General features: G+C 47.0%; 15 protein-coding genes and 3 pseudogenes. 14 read left to right on the top strand and 4 right to left on the bottom strand.

Going from position 1 to position 20,597, the window contains the following annotated elements; genetic code table 11:
- Positions 1-162 precede the first annotated feature (162 nt).
- From ACQCV8_RS08950 to hutG, 12 genes and pseudogenes are all read left to right on the top strand, one after another.
- Positions 163-705: pseudogene (locus tag ACQCV8_RS08950) on the top strand (PTS transporter subunit EIIC); the annotation flags it as partial.
- Positions 702-1,136: pseudogene (locus tag ACQCV8_RS08955) on the top strand (MupG family TIM beta-alpha barrel fold protein); the annotation flags it as partial. The pseudogenes ACQCV8_RS08950 and ACQCV8_RS08955, both read left to right, overlap by 4 nt.
- A gap of 110 nt (positions 1,137-1,246) precedes the next feature.
- A pseudogene (locus ACQCV8_RS08960) lies at positions 1,247-1,309 on the top strand (hypothetical protein); the annotation flags it as partial.
- Between the two features lie 51 nt (positions 1,310-1,360).
- Positions 1,361-1,723 (top strand): DUF871 domain-containing protein, encoded by a 363-nt coding sequence (locus ACQCV8_RS08965; RefSeq protein WP_426844266.1) that lies wholly within the window; start codon positions 1,361-1,363, stop codon positions 1,721-1,723.
- Positions 1,724-1,742: 19 nt separating this feature from the next.
- The gene (gene pbp4b, locus ACQCV8_RS08970; protein WP_426844268.1) at positions 1,743-3,110 is read left to right on the top strand and encodes a penicillin binding protein PBP4B; all 1,368 of its coding nucleotides are present in this window, start codon (positions 1,743-1,745) and stop codon (positions 3,108-3,110) included.
- Between the two features lie 78 nt (positions 3,111-3,188).
- A complete protein-coding gene (locus tag ACQCV8_RS08975; RefSeq protein ID WP_426844269.1) occupies positions 3,189-5,141 on the top strand; it encodes a glycoside hydrolase family 3 N-terminal domain-containing protein in 1,953 nt (650 codons plus the stop codon).
- A 132-nt stretch (positions 5,142-5,273) separates the two neighbouring features.
- Entirely contained in the window at positions 5,274-6,509 is a 1,236-nt protein-coding gene (locus ACQCV8_RS08980; RefSeq protein WP_426844270.1) for an exo-beta-N-acetylmuramidase NamZ family protein, read from the top strand.
- 776 nt (positions 6,510-7,285) lie between these two features.
- Positions 7,286-7,723, top strand: coding sequence for a hut operon transcriptional regulator HutP (hutP, locus tag ACQCV8_RS08985; RefSeq protein WP_426844271.1), 438 nt, complete (start codon positions 7,286-7,288; stop codon positions 7,721-7,723).
- Positions 7,724-8,015: 292 nt separating this feature from the next.
- On the top strand, positions 8,016-9,554 hold the full coding sequence (gene hutH, locus ACQCV8_RS08990) for a histidine ammonia-lyase (protein ID WP_426844272.1): 1,539 nt from the start codon (positions 8,016-8,018) through the stop codon (positions 9,552-9,554).
- Complete coding sequence (hutU, locus tag ACQCV8_RS08995; protein ID WP_426844273.1) at positions 9,536-11,215, top strand: urocanate hydratase; 1,680 nt, start codon at positions 9,536-9,538, stop codon at positions 11,213-11,215. Before hutH ends, hutU begins: the two co-directional genes overlap by 19 nt.
- Positions 11,208-12,476 (top strand): imidazolonepropionase, encoded by a 1,269-nt coding sequence (hutI, locus tag ACQCV8_RS09000; RefSeq protein WP_426844587.1) that lies wholly within the window; start codon positions 11,208-11,210, stop codon positions 12,474-12,476. The genes hutU and hutI overlap by 8 nt, the downstream gene beginning before the upstream one ends.
- Positions 12,454-13,395, top strand: a complete 942-nt coding sequence (gene hutG / locus ACQCV8_RS09005) for a formimidoylglutamase (protein WP_426844274.1) — start codon at positions 12,454-12,456, stop codon at positions 13,393-13,395. The genes hutI and hutG overlap by 23 nt, the downstream gene beginning before the upstream one ends.
- Before the next feature lie 30 nt (positions 13,396-13,425).
- Here the strand turns inward: hutG and ACQCV8_RS09010 are convergent, their stop codons facing one another.
- The 4 genes from ACQCV8_RS09010 to ACQCV8_RS09025 form a co-directional block, all read right to left on the bottom strand.
- Positions 13,426-14,757 (bottom strand): APC family permease, encoded by a 1,332-nt coding sequence (locus tag ACQCV8_RS09010; RefSeq protein WP_426844275.1) that lies wholly within the window; start codon positions 14,755-14,757, stop codon positions 13,426-13,428.
- A gap of 259 nt (positions 14,758-15,016) precedes the next feature.
- The gene (locus ACQCV8_RS09015) at positions 15,017-16,225 is read right to left on the bottom strand and encodes an iron-containing alcohol dehydrogenase (RefSeq protein WP_426844276.1); all 1,209 of its coding nucleotides are present in this window, start codon (positions 16,223-16,225) and stop codon (positions 15,017-15,019) included.
- A 62-nt stretch (positions 16,226-16,287) separates the two neighbouring features.
- Positions 16,288-17,727, bottom strand: coding sequence for an aldehyde dehydrogenase (gene aldA, locus ACQCV8_RS09020; RefSeq protein WP_426844277.1), 1,440 nt, complete (start codon positions 17,725-17,727; stop codon positions 16,288-16,290).
- A 17-nt stretch (positions 17,728-17,744) separates the two neighbouring features.
- A complete protein-coding gene (locus ACQCV8_RS09025) occupies positions 17,745-18,887 on the bottom strand; it encodes a mandelate racemase/muconate lactonizing enzyme family protein (protein ID WP_426844278.1) in 1,143 nt (380 codons plus the stop codon).
- 498 nt (positions 18,888-19,385) lie between these two features.
- Here ACQCV8_RS09025 and ACQCV8_RS09030 point away from each other — a divergent pair, with 498 nt between their 5' ends.
- Both ACQCV8_RS09030 and ACQCV8_RS09035 read left to right on the top strand, forming a co-directional pair.
- Positions 19,386-20,165 (top strand): helix-turn-helix domain-containing protein, encoded by a 780-nt coding sequence (locus ACQCV8_RS09030; protein WP_426844279.1) that lies wholly within the window; start codon positions 19,386-19,388, stop codon positions 20,163-20,165.
- A gap of 117 nt (positions 20,166-20,282) precedes the next feature.
- Positions 20,283-20,543: a metal-sensitive transcriptional regulator gene (locus ACQCV8_RS09035; RefSeq protein ID WP_426844280.1), complete on the top strand. Its 261-nt coding sequence runs from the start codon at positions 20,283-20,285 to the stop codon at positions 20,541-20,543.
- Positions 20,544-20,597 lie beyond the last annotated feature (54 nt).

A 20,597-nucleotide genomic window follows, 5' to 3' on the forward strand; every position in this document is an offset into this window, starting at 1 on the left:
GCCTAAGATGCTATATGCACTGTCTTAGGAGGGGCAATGAGATGCCCCTGTCTTGAAGGCTGTTCAAAACAGAAATGGACTGCGAACGTTTAGTCATTCAAGAATCCCACCCGTCACACCGTAAGGTGTAGGGCTTGCGGCTTTAGCCGTGGGAGTCTCAACGGCGGTTTGCTGGCTGTATTGGATGTTGGAGGACCCGGTGCTGGATTTGTATTGGGAGCCACCTTCCTTCCTCTTGTAGTAACAGGGCTCCACCAAGGCTTAACCCCGGTTCACCTGGAGCTGATCAATTCGATCGGTGACGATCCGCTGCTGCCAATTCTGGCGATGGGGGGAGCAGGTCAGGTTGGAGCCGCTTTTGCCATTTTTGCGAAAACAAAGAAAAAAAGGTTAAAAAGAGCTGTTGGAGGAGGGCTTCCCGCAGGAATGCTCGGGATTGGAGAACCGCTTATTTTCGGCGTAACTCTGCCCTTGGGCCGTCCGTTCCTGACGGCTTGCCTGGGAGCCGGAGTCGGGGGAGCTTTTCAGGCATATTTCAGCATTGCGACAACATCGATTGGCGTATCCGGAATTCCGCTCCTCTTCCTCGTGCACGCCAATGAAATCGTACTGTATTTGCTTGGACTGCTGATTTCTTATGGAGCTGGATTTCTCTTCACGTATCTATTTGGCTTTAAGGATGAAATGGCCAGTGAATTTACATGATCGGCATTTCCTTCTACTTGAATGATCCACTCGCTGCTGAAAAGATTCGGGAGGCAGGGAAAATGGGGGTAAAGAAAGCCTTTACCTCCCTTCATATCCCGGAAGATAAGGGGGATCTTGCAGCAGAAGCTAAGAGCCTTCTTGAAGCTGCAAGACAAGAGGGGATCCAGGTATATGCTGATGTGTCAGCAGAAACTCCTTCCAGGCTGAACCTTAACAGTATGAATGATTTACCTTCACTTGGCATAACAGGCTTGCGCCTCGATGATGGGTTCTCGCTTGAGGAGATGGCAGGACTCGGCCGGATGTTTTCCATCGCGGTGAACGCAAGCACAGTATTTGAAAAGGATCTAAAAGAATTATTGTCTGCCGGGATTGAGCCAAGAAAGATCATTGCCTGGCATAATTTTTATCCGCGCAGGGAAACGGGTCTGGATGACGTTTTTTTTGCAAATCAAAACCGTGTTTTTGCCCTTTATGGAATCCAGACCGCTGCTTTTATTCCGGGAACGGGCAGGAAGCGCGGCCCTTTGAAAGAAGGCTGCCTACGCTTGAAAAGCACCGGAATGGCAATCCGCTTCACTCTGCAGTAGAGCTCGAGACACTGGGGACAGACAACATTTTTATAGGTGACCCAGACTTTACCGGGGAGCTGTTGGCTGATTTAGTAACCTATTCGAAGGAAAAGACGATTAAACTTAAAGCCAGATGCGATCATTCTGCAGAAGGCTTTTATCGTGTAAGGACGGATCTTTCCAGGGATGTCATCCGTTTGCTTGATACCCGGTCTAAAAACCCTGTGCTGCCCCTCGCCTCAAAGGAGCGGAGGAAGGGTTCGATTACTATGGACAATGACCTTTACGGTAGATACCGGGGAGAAATACAGATTGTGAAAAGGGATTTGCCTGAGGATAAAAGAGTAAATGTAGTAGGAACCATTGAAATGGATGATATGCGGGTCCTTGATTTAATCCAGTCTGATCATTCGCTTTTGATTGAGAGGATACGAGATGAATAGATAAGGGGATGAGCCGAAAATGAAAGGAAAAAGTCTGGCTTCACTGATTACCTTGGCGCTGATGGCACCTGCAGCCTTACAGGCAGAACCTGTTAGCGCTTCTGTTCAAGCTGAGCAATTGCAGGGCGAGCATAAAAAAGGGGGCACCGTACTGAAGGAAGTAAAAACACCGGAGGACGCTGGATTTTCTTCCTTTGGACTTAAACGGGTGGACAAGCTGATTGAAGACGAGATACAAAAAGGATTTCCAGGTGCAGCCCTTATAGTCATCAAGGACGGCAAAATAGTCAAGAACAAAACATACGGGTACAAAAAAAAGTACAATGGACTGGCCATCCTCAAAAATCCTGAAAAGGTAAAAAAAGATACGTTGTTTGACTTAGCCTCGAACACCAAAATGTATGCTGCCAATTTTGCCCTCCAAAAGCTTGTTACAGAGGGGAAAATAAAGCTTGAAGATAAGGTCAGGACCTACATTCCGGAATTCCGGGATCAGGAGACTGATAGGATTAAAGGAAAAGATACTCTTAGAATAGTGGATGTTCTTCATCATACCGCCGGGTTCCCGCCGGATCCCCAGTATCACAACCCGAGAGTTTCAAAGGAGCTTTATTCGCAAAACCGCGAACTTACCATAGCGAACATTTCAAAAACCCAGCTTGCCTATGAGCCGGGTACAAAAAACATCTACAGTGATGTGGATTACATGCTCCTCGGGACCATCGTTGAACGGGTAACAGGAAAACCGCTTGATGAGTATGCGGAAAAACAATTATACAGACCGCTTGGACTGGAACACACTGTTTTTAATCCTCTTCAAAAGGGATTCAAGCCGAAGGATGCTGCTGCCACGGAATTGATGGGCAATACCCGAGATGGTGTAATTGATTTTCCGAATATTCGCACTTATACCCTGCAGGGAGAAGTGCATGATGAGAAGGCTTATTATTCTATGGGCGGGGTTTCTGGCCATGCCGGCTTATTCTCAAATACTCAGGATATGGCTGTCCTTCTGCAAACGATGCTGAATGGGGGAACCTACGGAAAAACCGAGCTTTTCAGCAAACGGACAGCTAAGGAATTTGTAAAGCCTTCCTCTCTGAATCCTACCTATGGGCTAGGCTGGAGGCTGAATGGGAATGAGAGCATGGAGTGGATGTTTGGGCCTCATGCAAGCAAGAGAGCATTCGGGCATACTGGATGGACAGGGACCGTAACAATTCTCGATCCGAAATATGATCTTGGCATTGTGCTGCTGACAAATAAAAAACATTCTCCATTAGTCAATGCTGCTGCTGATTCGAACACATTTGAAGGGGATCAATTTCAAACAGGCAAATATGGCAGTGTCGTAACAGCTGTCTATGAAGCCATGCTGAGATATTAAGCAGATCCAAATGGAAATTACAGAAAGCGCTTACTTAGCGTTTTTTGTGTAAATACTAACCCCTTATAGGAGGATTATATGAAAAAAACACATCTATTAACATATGGTTTGGTTTCGGCTCTCGTCCTTTCGGCGTTTACAGGCTTAAAACCGGCCGTGCAGGCTGAAGAATCCGGTAGCAGGCTGGCAGAAGCGGCCGAGCGTGCAGCTGACAGTATGACACTTGAAGAAAAGGTAGGCCAGATGCTGATGCCTGATTTCAGGAACTGGAAAAAGCAAGGAGAGGAAAAGGCGACGGGCTTCACAGAAATGAACCAGGAAGTCGGAGGCATCATTAAAAAATACCATCTTGGCGGGGTTATCCTTTTTGCCGAAAATGTTGTAGATACAGAGCAGACGGTCCGCCTCGCTGACGGTCTTCAGAAAGCCAGTGAAAACATCCCGCTCTTTGTCACAATTGATCAGGAGGGCGGGATTGTAACGCGTCTCCAATCCGGGACGAACCTGCCAGGAAATATGGCGCTCGGTGCCGGGCGCAGCAAAAAGAACGCCTATAACGCAGGTTCGATTACAGGAAAAGAACTTGATTCTCTAGGAATCAATGTCAACTTCGCTCCCTCCTTGGATGTAAACAATAACCCGGCTAATCCTGTGATTGGGGTCCGTTCATTCAGCAGCAACCCTGAGCTTGTGGCCTCACTCGGAGTACAGACCATTAAGGGACTACAGGATCAAAACATCGCAACCACTGCTAAGCATTTCCCCGGGCACGGGGATACGGCTGTTGACTCCCATTACGGACTTCCGATGGTTACCCATAATAAAGAACGATTAAAGAAAGTTGAGTTGTACCCTTTTCAAAAAGCCATTGAACAGGATGTCGATATGATTATGACGGCGCACGTTCAATTTCCTTCGATCGATGACACGACGTATACGAGCAAAAAGGACGGCCAGCAAATTATGGTGCCTGCTACGCTTTCCCGTAAGGTTCTAACGGACCTCCTGAAAGACGAGATGGGCTTTGAAGGAGTCGTTGTGACCGATGCTCTCAATATGAAAGCCATTGCGGACAACTTTGGCCAGACAGAGGCAGTTATTATGGCGATTAATGCCGGGGTTGATATCGCACTTATGCCCGCACCTGTCACTTCTCTGGAAACTGAAAAAAATCTGGAAGAAGTATATAACGGCGTAGTGGAAGCGGTGAAATCCGGAGAGATCCCGATGAGCGAAATCGATGATTCAGTTGAAAAAATTCTGGAATTAAAAATGAAGCGGGGCATTTATGATCCGGGCGCAGCGGATTCCCAGTCGTCGATTGAAGATAAAATCAGCAAGGCCAAAAAGACAGTAGGCAGCATGAAGCATTACCACATGGAGAAGGAAATGGCGCTGGATGCCGTGACTCTTCTTAAAAACGAAAACCGGACCCTCCCCTTTAAGCCAAAGAAAAATGAAAAAGTATTAATTCTTGCCCCATTTGAGGATCAGGCAGAGGCGATGAGAAGAACGATCACTGAGCTTTATTCCAAGCAGCGAATCAATCGTGTGAAGATTGAGAGTCTTAGTTTTTCCGGAAAGGTATTCGACAAGGCCATTGCAAAAGAAATTGATCAGGCTGATTATGTCATCACCGGTTCATATGTTGTCAAAAATGACCCGGCCGTCAATGACGGAGTGATCGATGATACTATAACAGACTCCAGCAAATGGGCCACTGTGTTCCCGCGTGCAGCCATGAATTATTCTCAGAAACAGGATAAAAAATTCGTCCTGATGAGCCTCAGAAACCCTTATGACACGGCTAATTTTGAAGAAGCTAAGGCCGTCATTGCTGTCTACGGGTTTAAAGGCTATTCTAATGGACGGTTCCGCCAGCCAAATATTCCAGCGGGGATCGAGACCATTTTCGGGTTATCGCAGCCAAAAGGAAAACTGCCTGTTGAGATCCCATCCGTCACTGATCCTGGAGAGCTTTTATACGACTATGGCTACGGATTAAACGTTAACGGAAAACCTCTTAAATAGGAAAAAGAAACAGGGAATAAGCATCCTGCGGAATAGCGGAACCCTCCGCAGGTGCTATTTTCCAATCAGGAAGCATATTAACAGACTTAATCTAATAGAGAACTTTTTAAGCAGATGGGAGAGGAAAAGCTTATGAAAAAATGGATTATGGCACTAATGGCAGGAGTGCTTGCCATTGGAATGGCAACGTCCGCTGATGCATCCTGGTTTAAAAAGGAAAAAGCGAAAAAAGTGGTGACTGGAGCTGAGATGCTTTTTAAGCAGCATCAAAAACTCATTAAAGGCAAGCGGATCGGCCTGATTACAAATCCTACGGGCGTTGACCGGAATTTGAAGAGCATCGTTGACCTTGCTGCTGAAAGCAAAGATACAGAACTTACGGCTTTATTTGGTCCGGAGCATGGGGTAAGAGGAGATGCGCAGGCAGGTCAGTATGTAGAATACTATATCGACGAAAAAACAGGGGTTCCTGTATACAGTTTATATGGCCAGACAAAAAAACCGACTCCGGAAATGCTGAAAAATGTCGATGTTCTGCTGTTTGACATCCAGGATGTGGGGACTCGCTACTACACGTATATTTACACAATGGCCTATGCGATGGAAGCTGCAAAAGAGAAGGGGATCCCGATCATTGTACTGGACCGGCCCAATCCGATCGGCGGCATTCAAACAGATGGACCGGTTCTGGAACCAGAATTTTCATCCTTTGTCGGCAGATACCCGATCCCGCTCAGACACGGGATGACCGTCGGCGAGCTTGCCAAACTGTTTAACGATGAATTTGGCATTGATGCGGATTTAAAAGTAATTAAGATGAAGGGCTGGAAGCGGAATATGGACTTTGACGAAACGAACCTTCCATTCGTCATGCCTTCACCGAATATGCCGACGATTGAAACTGCCTTTGTTTATCCGGCGACTGGAATGATTGAGGGAACGAATCTCTCTGAAGGACGAGGAACAACCAAGCCCTTTGAACTAATTGGAGCGCCCTTTATCAACAGCTCGGATTTGGCTGAGAAGCTGAACCGCTTGAAGCTGCCGGGCGTATCATTCAGAGCAGCCTCCTTTACCCCGACCTTTTCCAAGCACAGCGGAAAACTCTCCCATGGGGTTCAGGTTTATGTAACAGACCGGAAGAAGTTTAAAGCAGTTAAAACGGGTCTTTCCATCGTGAAAACCGTCAAAGACATGTATCCGAATGACTTTCAGTTTTTAGCATCCAATCATTTTAACCTGCTGCTCGGAAACAGCTGGGTGAAGGAAATGCTCATAAATGGTGCTTCAGTAGAAGAAATCGGGAAAAGATACGAAAAAGAACGGAAACAGTTTATGGAAATACGGGAGCAATACTTGATGTATTAATTTTACACGATGCTCCCAGAGCTTAATGTAAAAACCCCGCTTAAATATTAAACAAAAGGAGCTTAAAAGCTCTTGTATGAAAAAGCAAAAAAGCTTAGAGCCATGCTCTGAGCTTTTTTGCTCCTTGGAGAAGGTTCTGCACGGGTTTTTTTCGGATGCAGTAAACGCAAAGCTTTGCTTCATTCAATGCTTTTTTATCATGAATCAGACTTCACCCATACACATAAACAGGATTTGAATGATCCAGCGGCAGGTGTACATGTCCAGGCTTTAACGAGGACTGCTTTGAGTATAAGAATAAGTCAGGAAATAGCGCGATTTTTGTCGAAAAGTCGATATAAGTAGTTAATGGCCGATTTAATAAAATTTCGGTCGATATATGAAAAGAACCGGTCGATATATCACCGGAATAGGTCGATATCCTGAAAATTAGACCGATATCCTACTCTTTCGTCTTCAGGTATAGCTTACAATGTCTCTTAACCAGCGTAATTTACGCTGGTTTTCCTGGTTCGAAGCAAATAATAGCAAAACTAAGCTGTCTGGTGCAACCACGCCTCTTGCCAGCCGCACGAAGATGTCGATTGACCAGCAAAACCGGCCTTAACAGGTTTATTTTTCCAATTATATACAGAGATCCTCCTTTTCCCGGCTAATACGGCGCTATGATAGCAAACTAAAATTTCCCATAACCGATTGACACCGTCCTTGGTCCACCCATAGAATGAAGTTAGATATAAGTAATTAGCTGAAATTTCAAAAAATGAGGACCGCATATGACCATAAAAACATTAATCGGAAAACAGGCTCTCCTTTTGGCGGCACTTTCAGAAGAGGAGTTAGTCCAGATGAATCTTTCCTTTCCGGATACTGTGTATTGCCAAGGAAGAATTGGCTCAATGAATTTGCAAAAGGTCATTGCGGCAGTTGAAACGGCTGCTAAGCGGAACGGAATGATTAATGAAGGCTGCTACAGGGAGAACCATGCCCTATACCACGCGGTTCTTGAAGCAATCGAGGGAGTTACCCGCGGACAGACGGCCATTGGTGAGATGAGCAGGACGGTTGGTCTTCGGTTTTCCGTTGTGCGGGGATGGCCTTATGAAGAACAAGCGGAAGGCGAGTGGCTCGCTGTTGCTTTTTACGGTACGATCGGAGCTCCGGTTAAAGGCCTGGAGCATGAAACGTCAGGGCTCGGAATCAATCATATATAAAGCCATTGCCTAGTTTGTTAGTAGCAAGAAGGAGGCGATGATGGTATTTTCGTATGCCATTGTCGGCTCCTTTTTATTTTAGCTCAGTGAAACTCGTCTGCAGATTGCAGGTAGCAGGCATTCGCTGATCCAAGGGCGGTGAGCCCCCTTGCCGCTTTGCGCCTGCGGGGTCTTACCTTTCCCGCTGCTCTTAGCACGGAGTTTCATGCCTTCCACTCCAATCAACAAGGGTTAATAAATCAACATCATACATGAACAAAGCCTTTATCCAAAATACAAAGGTGGGATAAACATGGCAGTCCTTACTGGAGAGTCTCTGACTCTAGATGAAGCAGAAAAAATTTGCCTGATGGGTGAACATGTTGTTCTGAGCCGGGATGCTTTGCGTAAAGTAGAGAAAAGCAGAGAGGCTGTGCTGAGCATAGTCCGCGAGAAAAGGACGGTTTATGGAATCAATACGGGGTTTGGCAAGTTCAGTGACGTGCGCATTAAAGAGGAGGATGTGACCCGGCTCCAGCTGAACCTTATTCGTTCACATGCTTGCGGAACGGGTGATCCCTTTCCTGAATCTGTTTCGAGGGCGATGGTGCTTTTACGGTTAAATGCTTTATTAAAAGGGTTTTCAGGTATCCGTACAGAGGTGGCCGAGCTTCTCGCCGCCCTCTTGAATAAAGGCATACACCCAGTCATTCCCCAGCAGGGGTCACTTGGTGCTTCAGGGGATCTTGCGCCTCTTTCCCATCTTGCCCTCGTCCTAATCGGGGAAGGGCTTGTATTTGATTCCGGGAAAATCACCTGTTCAAAGGAAGGATTGAAAAAGGCTGGATTGGAGCCTCTAACTCTTGAGGCAAAAGAGGGGCTTGCCTTAATCAACGGCACCCAGGCAATGACGGCTGCAGGGGTCATTGCCTATCTGGAGGCACGTAAACTCGGTTTTCAGAGTGAGCTCATCGCTTCGTTGACAATGGAGGGACTTGAGGGAATCATGGATGCGTTTCATCCTGCGATCCACGAAGCGAGAGGCTACCCGCAGCAAACAGCTGTTGCCGAGCGAATGCGCACCATTTTAACCGGCAGCAGGCTCGTGACTAAACAGGGGGAAAAACGCGTTCAGGATGCGTATTCCCTGAGGTGTATCCCACAGGTCCATGGCGCATCATGGCAGGCACTGGATTACGTTAAAGAAAAACTGGAAATTGAGATGAACGCAGCAACCGATAATCCGCTTCTTTTTGACGCAGGCAAGACGGTTGTATCGGGAGGGAATTTTCATGGCCAGCCCATCGCAATTTCGATGGACTTGATGAAAATCGCGATGGCGGAGTTTGCCAGTATATCAGAACGGAGAATTGAACGGCTTGTCAATCCGCAGCTAAGCGACCTGCCACCGTTTTTGAGTCCGCAGCCAGGGCTTCAATCGGGGGCAATGATCATGCAGTATTGCGCAGCCTCGCTAGTATCAGAGAATAAGACATTGGCCCATCCGGCAACCGTGGATTCCATTCCTTCTTCTGCGAACCAGGAGGATCACGTCAGCATGGGAACCATTGCGGCAAGACACTGCTATGACATTATTCAGAATACAAGGAAGGTACTGGCCATAGAATGCATTTGCGCCCTTCAGGCTGTTCAATACCGGGGAATTGAAAAAATGGCGCCGGCGACCCGTGATTTTTACGAACAAGCAAGGAAAATTGTTCCACCCATTACAGCTGACAGAATCTTTTCCGGTGATATTGAAAACATGACGGAGTGGCTTAAAAAAAAGCTAGAGCTGTGGACAGCCAGTAAACGGGGAGGGGAGATGGCGAAATGGAAACGGGACGCATAATCCGGGCTAAACGAGGACGTGAACTGGAGTGCAAGGGATGGGAGCAGGAAGCGGTTTTAAGGATGCTTTGCAACAATCTCGATCCGGAAGTAGCAGAAAAACCGGAGGAGCTCATCGTGTACGGGGGAATTGGAAAGGCGGCTAGAAACTGGGAAGCGTTTGATGCGATTGTCCGGACACTGCGTACATTGGATGCGGATGAAACGATGCTCGTGCAATCGGGGAAACCTGTCGCTGTTTTTAAAACCCATCCACATGCTCCAAGGGTATTGCTTTCCAACTCTGTTCTCGTCCCAAAATGGGCCAATTGGGAGCAGTTCCATGAGCTCGACCGAAAAGGGCTTATGATGTACGGGCAAATGACAGCGGGCAGCTGGATCTATATTGGAACTCAGGGCATTTTGCAAGGAACTTATGAAACGTTCGCCGAAGCGGCCCGCCAGCATTTTGGAGGCACACTGAAAGGAACCGTAACCCTGACCGCCGGACTGGGAGGAATGGGCGGAGCCCAGCCTCTTGCTGTTACGATGAACGGGGGAGTTTGTCTCGCGATGGAAGTGGATCCGGACCGCATCCAAAAGAGGCTGGATACGAAATACTGTGATAAATGGGCAACTAATCTGAATGAAGCGATTGAATGGGCCATTGAAGCTAAACGGGAGGGTACGGCGGTTTCCATTGCTATTCAGGGCAATGCTGCAGATCTTTATAGAGAGCTTCTGGCACGGGATATAAAGATCGATTTAGTGACAGATCAGACCTCTGCTCATGACCCCCTAAACGGCTACATCCCGTCTGGCATGACCTTACAGGAAGCAAATGCTCTCAGGGGGAGTGACGAGAAAAAATATGTAAAGAAAGCTTCTCAATCTATGGCGACCCATGTTGAGGCGATGCTCGAATACAAACGGCGTGGTGCAGTCGTCTTTGACTATGGAAACAACATCCGTCAGGCAGCTAAAGATCAAGGAGTAGAAGATGCATTCAGCATCCCCGGATTTGTCCCTGCCTACATCCGGCCATTGTTCTGTGAAGGAAAAGGTCCTTTTCGCTGGGTTGCTCTGTCGGGAGACCCGGAGGACATTTACCGTACGGACGCTTTAGTAAAGGAGTTGTTCCCGTCTAACCAGCCGCTCCTGCGCTGGATCACTATGGCTCAGGAGAAAGTATCATTTCAGGGACTTCCGTCTAGAATCTGCTGGCTCGGCTATGGGGAGAGAGCCAGGATGGGGCTCTCGATCAATGATTTGGTCAGGCGGGGTGAATTAAAGGCTCCTGTTGTCATTGGGAGGGATCATTTGGATTCCGGTTCCGTCGCCTCCCCAAACAGAGAAACGGAGGCCATGAAGGATGGAAGTGACGCTATAGGGGACTGGGCTGTATTAAATGCTTTGATTAATACCGCGGCCGGAGGTTCATGGATTTCTCTCCACCATGGGGGAGGGGTAGGAATGGGATACTCTCTTCACGCCGGCATGGCAGTAGTAGCAGATGGAAGCGAACTGGCAAAGGAACGCCTGGGCAGGGTGCTTGCCTCCGATCCCGGAATGGGAATTGTCCGGCATGCCGATGCAGGCTATGAAAAAGCTGTTACATCGGCAGCTACACACGGAATCCGGATTCCCATGCAAAAGAAAGGATGGAATGGGGATGGTGCATGATTTCCTGCTCTATAACATTGGACAGCTGATTTTGCCGGCAGCATCGGAAAAACCGCTTAAAGGAAAGGAAATGAACAACCTGAGGGTTTTAAAAAACGCTGCAATGGCCGTCATGGACGGCTGTGTATCCTGGACCGGTTCTACGGAAGAAGCAGAAGGGCATCTCGCAAAAATAAAGCGGAATGCAAAGGGCAGGCTGGTTACTCCGGGACTTGTCGACCCGCATACCCATCTTGTATTCGGAGGAAGCAGAGAAAACGAAATGGCACTGAAGCAAGCCGGAATCCCATATTTGGAAATATTAGCGGGCGGAGGAGGCATCCTGTCAACGGTTGAGGCAACCCGTCAAACTTCCCTGAAAGAATTGGTCCGGAAAGCTTCCTTTCACCTGGAACGGATGATCTCACATGGTGTGACGTCTTTGGAAGTTAAAAGCGGGTATGGACTGGACCGGGAAACTGAGCTTAAACAGCTGACAGCGGTTAAGAGGCTTCAGGACCAATACCCGGTCCGCATGGCTGCGACTTTTCTCGGTCCCCATGCCATTCCTCCTTCACATAAGGGCATGGAGCTGGAATTTTTAGAGGGAATGATTTTGCTGCTTGAAGAAATTAAGCAGCAAAACTTAGCACAGTTTGCAGATATTTTTTGTGAAACAGGGGTATTTTCAATCGCTCAATCTCGGCATTTTTTAAAAAAAGCTCAAGAGAAAGGGTTCGGAATAAAGATTCATGCAGACGAAATTGACCCGCTTGGAGGGGCAGAACTTGCGGTTTCTCTCGGAGCTGTAAGCGCAGATCACCTCGTAGCGGCGACTGAAGAAGGAATAAAAAGGCTTTCTGAGAGTGATACGGTCGCTGTTCTTCTTCCGGGCACGACCTTTTATTTAGGAAAAGACATGTATGCAAAGGCCCGAGTGATGATCGATTCAGGTGCCGCCGTAGCTTTAGCAACGGATTTTAATCCGGGAAGCTCGGTTACTGAAAATCTTCAGCTCATCATGTCTTTAGCTGCCCTGAAGCTTAAAATGACAGCAGAAGAGATCTGGAATGCAGTGACGGTAAATGCGGCTCATGCCATCGGGATGGGGGATGAGGCGGGAACACTTGAAAATGGGTGCCGGGCAGACTTTGTCGTCTGGGATGCTCCAAATTATCATTACGTGCCCTATCATTTTGGTGTCAACCATGCTGAGAGTGTTTACAGTGCGGGGATTAAAAGATGGGAGAGGGGAAAGTATGGAACCATTCAGCTTCCTTAAGCCGGGCTGCAGGGCAGAGTTTAAAGACCGGTATACGGTAAAAGCGGCTGAGACCGTCATCCCCTACGAAAAAGGGAGAAAGGGTTCCACAGCACTTATCGGACTTCCCTATTCAAAATCATCGATTTCCTATTCCGAGGCCGCTGAAGCTCCTCAGACAATCCGCACCTGCCTTAACGCATATACTACTTTTTCAAGTGAACGAAACAAGGATTACCGGAATCAGACCATCCTTGATTTCGGCGATGTCCGGGTTCATCCAACCGATGTCACAGAGTCTCTGGACAGGATGCATATCAGTGTAAAGGAAATGATTCTAACGGGATCGTGCGATCGGTTTCTTATTTTGGGGGGCGATCACGGTGTTTCTTATCCTTCAATCCGGGCTTTTAAAGAATGCTTTGGGACGGCCGGAGTCATTCAATTTGATGCCCATCATGATGTGCGCAACTTTGAGGACGGAGGAAAAACAAATGGAACGCCATTTAGAAGCCTTCTGGAAGAGGGAATCATTCACGGACACCATCTCGTACAGATTGGAATCCGGGATTTTTCCAATGCAGAGGTATACTCGAATTATTTGAAAGGAAAAAACACGGCTGTATATACAATGGCCAACATAGAGACAGCCGGTATTGTCCCGATTCTTTTGAGTGAACTGAACCGGCTGGCGGAAGAAACGGACTTTATTTATGTATCCCTGGATATGGACGCAGTAGACCAGGCTTTTGCTCCAGGCTGTCCGGCAATCGGACCGGGGGGATTGACAGACAGGGAGCTGATGGCTGCTGTTTCAGCAGTGTCTGCATGCGAAAAGGTCATAGCGCTGGATATTGTTGAAATTGACCCTTCAAAAGACTTCAGGGACATGACGAGCAGACTCGCTGCGCATGCTGCTATGAGGTTTATTTATCGATAAAAGCGGATTCCCGAACGAATCCGCTTTTGATCAATGAATGTGTTTTTTTCTCATGCCGAAGTAAACTGGCAGACCCAATGCTGTCATACCCAGACCCCACATCGCGAGGACGGGCTGGGTAAAGAGGGTGTTGATGACGATAAACAAACCGCCTGCAATCGCGATAATCGGGAGAATCGGATAGAGTGGAACCTTATATGGACGCACCAGTTCAGGTTCTCTCTTCCGCAAAATCATGACTGCTGCAAACGTCATCGTGTAGAAAATCCAAATAACAAAAACGAGCATATCTGTTAAAGTATTAAATCCGCCAATAAACATCATAATGATCGCAATGGCTAAAATAAAGAGGCCTGAATTGTACGGAACACGGCTTCGGGGAGACAATTTTGCAAACCAGCGGCTGTATGGAAGCTTATTCTCCATGGCCATTGCATAAGGTACTCTCATGCCTGTCATCACATACCCGTTGATGCTTCCAAAGACAGAAATTAAAATTCCAATGCTTACAAGCTTTCCTCCCATTGAACCAAATATAAGCTCAGCTGCATCGGAGGCCGGAGTGTTCGTGCCTGCAAGGGATCCTGCTGTCATAACGGTTAAAAAAGCGACATTGATTAGTAAGTAAACGGCCATGACAGCTGAAAGGCCAAGGATAATGGCTTTAGGCAAATCCTTTTTCGGGTTTTTCATTTCGCCGGCGATATTTCCCACCAGTATCCAGCCGTCATAAGCAAACATCGTAGCAAGCAAACCTGACCCCAGTGCTGTCAGGAAGGTCCGTTCCGGTCCAGCCTCAACAGGAAACAGCTGAAAAGGGACATTGCTGTCGTGAAGCAGGCCGAAAAGAATAATCAGGGCAAGTGGAATGAGTTTGCAGATTGTGGCTATGGTTTGGATCCCGCCAGCTGCTTTCGCCCCAAGGAAATTTAACAGTGTTAAAAAAATTGCAGTGGCTGCCGCAATCACGATGATCAGCATTTTGTTATCATCTGCACTGTAGCCGAATAGACTTGCGGTTTGTGTTCCAAAAATGATGGCCAAAGCGGCAATGTTGGCAGGAAAATAAATGACTGTCTGAGCCCAGCCGAGCAAAAAGGCAGTCAGATTCCCGTATGTTCTTTTTAAGTAAGCCATCATCCCGCCCGTTTGCGGAATTGCAGCGGAAAGCTCGGCAGCGGTTAACCCGGCTATTATGGTCAGAATCCCGCCAATCAGCCATGCGAGCAATCCGAGACTCGCTGAACCTGTAGAATCATATACAGCTGTCGGTTTAAAAAATACTCCAGCTCCAATGACTGTTCCGACTACTGTTGTTAAAGCGGCAAAAAACCCAATCTCTTTCTTCAATTGGTTCTGCACGAAAAACCCCCCTATCCAATCTCCAATAAATTATTTTGTGAAGAATATCACAAAAATATCCAAAAAAAATTTACCAAATCCACATAGTATCTGCTGATCCAGCAGCCATTTTAAAAAATGAAGACGAAAAAAATTTTATCATGGAAACTGCAAGGATACAATCGTTTCTAAAAAACTAAAACAGAGGCTTTTCTGCCCCTGTTCTAGCCACTCACTTATCTATTGCTGATTTTCCTGATAAACGGCCCAATCCCGCTCGTCAAGCAGGGGATAGCGGCTGTGTTTTTCCACCTTGCTGAAATGCAATGATTTGCTTAGCAAATCTTTCGAGATCTTCATCTGCTGCATAGCGGCAGTTGTTTCGTCTCATCGGCTGATTTTCCTCTGCCAGACATGCTGCCAGCAGATGAGGAAGGTCTTCAGCTGTAAGCCCGTCTGCAGTTACTTCAAGGTCAATAGGCAAGCTCTCAATCAGTTTCCTGTAGCGAACTGCACCGGCATGAGCGAGTTCTCTGTCTGAATCATAGGAATCCGTAACACCAAACGCACGTGCAGCTTTAGCGAAAACAGCGATTTGGGAACTATCCAGGTTCCACTCATAAGAATGATAAAGGGCGATCGCAACAGCTCTTCCATGGTGAAGACCTCCCGCGGTGCTCAAAGCGTGGCCTATATTGTGAGCGATCCCCGTACCGCCATACTCAATGGCGATTCCCGCGAGCATCGAAGCAATTAGGAGATTTCCTCGGGCATCCAGGTTTTCTTTTTCCCTCATAACAAGCGGAAGATTCTCCGAAACGAGGCGGATAGCATGCAGGCCGGAAGCTTCAATGATCGGATTTGAGGACTGTCCGGTAATAGCCTCGAGCGCATGGACAAGTGCATCAATCCCCGTAGCAGCCGTTAAAAAATCCGGCAGGTTGATTGTCAGCACGGGGTCAAGAACAGCCAGATCCGGCTGCATGTTCTGATCCCAAGCCCATAGCTTCCGGTGATGAGCATCTGAGTATACAGTTGTGCTTGTTACCTCAGCTCCTGTACCCGCTGTTGTCGGAACGGCAATCATCAGCACCTTTTTAGGGGGAAAAGGGTTCGCCATTAATGCGTAATGCTCGGCGCCATGATCTCCTCCAGCAACAAGGGCCGCTGTTTTCGCGGTATCGAGCGGGGAACCGCCGCCGACTGCAATGACGGCATCACTGTCAAATTCCCGAATCAGTGCAGCTGCCTCATCTATATTCTGAAAGGTTGGATTGCTCTTTACTTCGCTGTAGACTTTGCATTCTATGCCGCTTGCAGCGAGGGAATCAATGATTGGCTGAATGAATCCCAAGCTTTCGAGTGCATGATCTGTAATAATAACGGCTTTGTTTTTACCGGAAAACTCTTGAATGGGTCCTGCAAGCTCCAGTGACTTGTTTTCACCGTACTGGACACGTGTTTTTAGAAAATATTGAAATTCATTCATCGTTCATCACTCTCCTTCTTGTAACGGAAAAGTTTGTTTCTCTTTTACTGAAGATGTGAAAATTAAAAGTCGAGGTAAACCGTTTTTTTCTGCAAAAATTCTTCAAACCCGTATTTCCCGTCGTCTCCTCCAATGCCGGATTGCTTCCAGCCGGCATGGTACCCTTGAAAGGCTTCTCCTTGCTGGCGATTGACGTAAACTTCGCCCGCTTCAATTTCCGTTGTGAGCTTCATGACGTATTGGAAGTTGTTTGTATAAACATTTGAAGTCAGCCCGTAAATGGAATCATTCGCATAGTCGATGGCTTCTTCAATCGTGCTGAAAGTTACAATCGGAAGAACAGGTCCAAAGACTTCCTCTTTTACAATCGTCATGTTCTGGCTGCAATTGTCCAGCAGGGTAGGGGGGTAGAACGCTTCACTGAACCCTTCAAGAAAATGCCCGCCTGTAATGACTTCCGCTCCCTGTGCTTTAGCCTCTTCAACCAACTGATGAACGCGCTTTGCTTCGTTGCGGTGGACCATACAGCCCATTTGAACATCCGGATTTTCATATCCATCCCCGATGCTGCATGATTCAAATTCGGATTTAAGCTTTTCGATCAGGGCGTCTTTCACACTTTCATGAACATAAACTCTTTCGGTGTTGCTGCATACCTGGCCGCTGTTTGCCAGCCGTCCTCCGGCGATTCCTTTTGCAGCTGCATCCAGATCAGCGTCCTCCATCACAATAGCGGGGGCTTTTCCGCCAAGCTCAAGGGAGGTCCGAACCATATTTTGAGATGCCCGCTCCGCAATTTTTTTCCCAACCTTCGTGCTGCCGGTAAAGGTGATCATATTAATTTGATCAGACCCTGTTAAGGAGTCACCAACCACTTCATCCACACCTGTCACAACGTTGATGACACCCGGCGGAAAACCAGCCTTTTCCACTATTTTCGCAAATTCCAAAGCGGAAATAGCAGATTTATAGCTTGGTTTAGCAATGACTGTATTTCCTGCAATCAGAGCAGGGGCAAGCTTTCTCATCAGCACATAGATTGGAAAGTTCCATGGCACGATGCATACGACAACACCAAGAGATTCCTTGTAAATTAAAATACGTTCATTGCTCGAATCTGCGTCTACGACAGAGCCTTCGATGCGGCGGGCCCATTGTGAATGGTACTCTGCAAGCTCAGCAGCACCTCCGACCTCTCCTTTGGCTGCCGAGAGCGGTTTCCCCATTTCTTTTGAAATGGCTTCCCCGATCTTTTGCTGGGCGCTTTCTTCTTTTAATAGGTCCGCAAGCTTTCGAACATACCCGCTTCTCTCGATGGAAGGGAGCTTTTTCCACTCTCTGTAAGCGTCATTTGCTGCCTGGATGGCTTTGGCTACATCCTCTTCGGTGCAAGCCGGAAACTCTGCAAATACTTCATCTGTAGAAGGCGTTCGGGCTTCCATTGTCTGTCCGTTAGAGCTGTCTGTAAATGTTCCGTTAATAAATGCCTGATAGCTGTTCATTTTCTTCTCCTCCTCCTTTACTCTTCTTTTTCGCCAACGTACGTATAGTTAATTTCGTACTGTTTAAGAGCTTCTTCATCTAGATCAAATCCGAGACCCGGCTTGCCGGAAGCGCGCAAGTAGCCTTCGCTGTCGACTTTGAGCATTGTATCCGGAGTCTGTATATAATCGCGGCGCTCAATGGACCAGGCTGGCGGATCATATGGAAATTCGATAAAGGGACTGTTGCTTATGCCGAGCACAATATGGAGGTTTGCGATGACGCCAATTCCATTTGTCCATGTATGCGGGCTGTAAATGCTGCCTTTAGCCTGTACATAGTCCGCGATCTTCCTTCCGTACGTGATTCCTCCGCATAAAGCAACGTCAGGCTGATAAACGTCGAGAGATCCCTTATCAGATAAATCTCTGAACTCGTGGAAACGGCGGTTCATTTCGCCTCCTGCGATCCGGACGCTTGTCATTTGACGGAGCCGTGCCATATTTTCGGCATCATCGTGGGGAAGAGGTTCCTCCAGCCAGAATACGTTATATTTCTCAAGTTCCTTCGCTACATTGGCAGCCGTTTTCAAATCCCATGTCCGATCTGTATCCCAAGGCATTTTCCAGCCCTGGTTGGCATCCACCATAATTTCCATTTTATCGCCGATTGCTTTTCTTACTTCTTCCACAACCGCTATATCATCTTTTATGTTGCTGTGGTGAAAACGGATTTTCATCGCTTTAAACCCCTGATCAGCCAGTTTCAGGGCACGCTGTGCACGTTCTTCCTTCGTCACAAGCTCGCCAGTCGAGGCATAGGCAAGCACTTTATCCTGTTTGCCGCCAAGAAGCTTGTATACAGGCTGGCCGGATGCTTTTCCGATAATATCCCATAGAGCGAGGTCGAGAGGCCAAGGGCGGCCGTAGTGAAAATCGATGTTATCCAGCACTTTGGCATGCCGTTCCACATCAAACGGATCCTGGCCGATAAACAAATGCTCATGGCCTTCAAATCCGGTCATTAAGTCGCCGGAGCCTACCCCGGTGATGCCTTCATCCGTATGTACATAAACAAGGGTGGAAGCGAACTGCTTTCTTGGTGCCGGATCCCACGCTGCCTTAAAAGGGGGGTCTAGAGGGAGTAAATAGTGTTTGATTTCAATTCCTGTAATTTTCACGATGATTCCTCCAATGACTATTTTTTATTTGCCTAAAACAAGCTCTGTCCAATAATGGCTGTTCAGCGCTTATGCCTCTTTTATGAATCCCGGCTGTATTCTAAGCTCCATAATGGGTGGACACCTTAAGTTCATCTGTAATCAATCTGTATATCTTTTGCCCGGACGAATGGAAATATGTGATAAAAGAGCCTTGTGCCGGGATACAGTATAGTGGGCAGCATGCGCATGGAAGAAAAGCATTTGAACCAATCTGAACGAACAAACCATTTTTTCTTTCCCCGCTTTCTGCTCAATAAAACATATAATGCACATAATTTCAAAAAGCAGATTTCCGGATCATCATTATCGAATCGTTTATGCAGCGTGCTCTATTTTCAAATTAAGCTTGAAAAATAAAAGTTTACCTCTTATTGTAGGAACATAAGGAAAATTAAAACATGGATGATATTCTCTTTTTTATATACTTTTTTTCATATAGGGGGCAGGTATTCCACCATGCGTTCAATCGGAAAGCTTAAGATCCATCAGCATACCTACTGGCAATCCCTGGACCGGTTTCTGCTCGAACAGGATACCTATCCGCACTGGAGCATCTTTATTATTGAAAAAGGAAAACTTGGATATCGTGTCCTTGAGGAATCCGGTACCGGGGAGCCAGGAGATTTCCTCCTTTGTCCGCCTGGACTCCCATTAAAAAGAGAGGCTTTGACTTCATTGGATTTTCATTTTTTTCAGTTTGAATGGGAGGGGGAGCATGGAGAATGGTTGTCCGGGAAGTTTACAATCAAGGATAACGAAAGGCTCCAATCCAATTTTAACTATTTAAAGCGTTACGCCTTCGAGCAGGATGACCATGCACGCAGAATCAAAGAGCATTATCTGCTGGACTTGTTTCTTCTGTACAGAATAGAAGCTGAAAAAGGAATGATGGAACCGACCAGTGTTCCATTTCAGGACAGGCTGATCTATAAGGCCGTTCTCTATATACGCGAGCATGCATTTGAGCAGATCGCGTTAAATCAGATTGCTCAGGAAATCGGGCTCAGTCCTGTCCAATTTACAAGGAGGTTCTCACGGAGCACCGGTATGACTCCGAACGACTATGTAACATCAATACGGATCAGGCAGGCTAGGGAAATGCTGCTTGAAACGGATAAAACGTTAGATGCCATTGCGAAGGAATGCGGATTTAACAACGGTTTCTACTTGAGCCGGGTTTTTAAGAAAAGAATGAAAATGTCCCCGGCTGCATACAGGAAAACCCACTGGATTTAAATGGGACAAAAGGTTTGAAAGTAAATACTTGAATTTAGTACCTGAGCGGGTATATGATAATCATACTGATTCTGCAGGCATGCCTGCATGATTGTTACATGAAATGAGGTGAACAGGATGGAGTACGATAAAAATATTGTGAACCGTCTAAAGCGGATTGAAGGACAAGTTAAAGGTGTAATCGGAATGATGGAACAGGGGAAGGACTGCAGGGAAATTGTGACTCAGCTGTCTGCTGCACGCAACGCAATCGACAGGACAATGGGCGTCATTGTCAGTCAAAACCTTGAAGAGTGTGTCAGAGAAAATATTGCAAATGGCGAGGGAACCGATCATTTAGTAAAACAGGCTGTAGAGCTTCTTGTAAAAAGCAGGTAAATAACTTTTGGGTTGACAGTATCGGAACCATTTAGTATTGTTATACCAACAGGG

Source organism: Metabacillus sp. 84, from assembly GCF_050107715.1.
Lineage (GTDB): Bacteria > Bacillota > Bacilli > Bacillales > Bacillaceae > Metabacillus_B.

Coding starts and splice junctions, on each gene's coding strand:
- pbp4b (WP_426844268.1), top strand. CDS start 1,743: ATGAAAGGAAAAAGTCTGGCTTCACTGATTACCTTGGCGCTGATGGCA.
- ACQCV8_RS08975 (WP_426844269.1), top strand. CDS start 3,189: ATGAAAAAAACACATCTATTAACATATGGTTTGGTTTCGGCTCTCGTC.
- ACQCV8_RS08980 (WP_426844270.1), top strand. CDS start 5,274: ATGAAAAAATGGATTATGGCACTAATGGCAGGAGTGCTTGCCATTGGA.
- hutP (WP_426844271.1), top strand. CDS start 7,286: ATGACCATAAAAACATTAATCGGAAAACAGGCTCTCCTTTTGGCGGCA.
- hutH (WP_426844272.1), top strand. CDS start 8,016: ATGGCAGTCCTTACTGGAGAGTCTCTGACTCTAGATGAAGCAGAAAAA.
- hutU (WP_426844273.1), top strand. CDS start 9,536: ATGGAAACGGGACGCATAATCCGGGCTAAACGAGGACGTGAACTGGAG.
- hutG (WP_426844274.1), top strand. CDS start 12,454: ATGGAACCATTCAGCTTCCTTAAGCCGGGCTGCAGGGCAGAGTTTAAA.
- ACQCV8_RS09015 (WP_426844276.1), bottom strand. CDS start 16,225: ATGAATGAATTTCAATATTTTCTAAAAACACGTGTCCAGTACGGTGAA.
- aldA (WP_426844277.1), bottom strand. CDS start 17,727: ATGAACAGCTATCAGGCATTTATTAACGGAACATTTACAGACAGCTCT.
- ACQCV8_RS09030 (WP_426844279.1), top strand. CDS start 19,386: ATGCGTTCAATCGGAAAGCTTAAGATCCATCAGCATACCTACTGGCAA.
- ACQCV8_RS09035 (WP_426844280.1), top strand. CDS start 20,283: ATGGAGTACGATAAAAATATTGTGAACCGTCTAAAGCGGATTGAAGGA.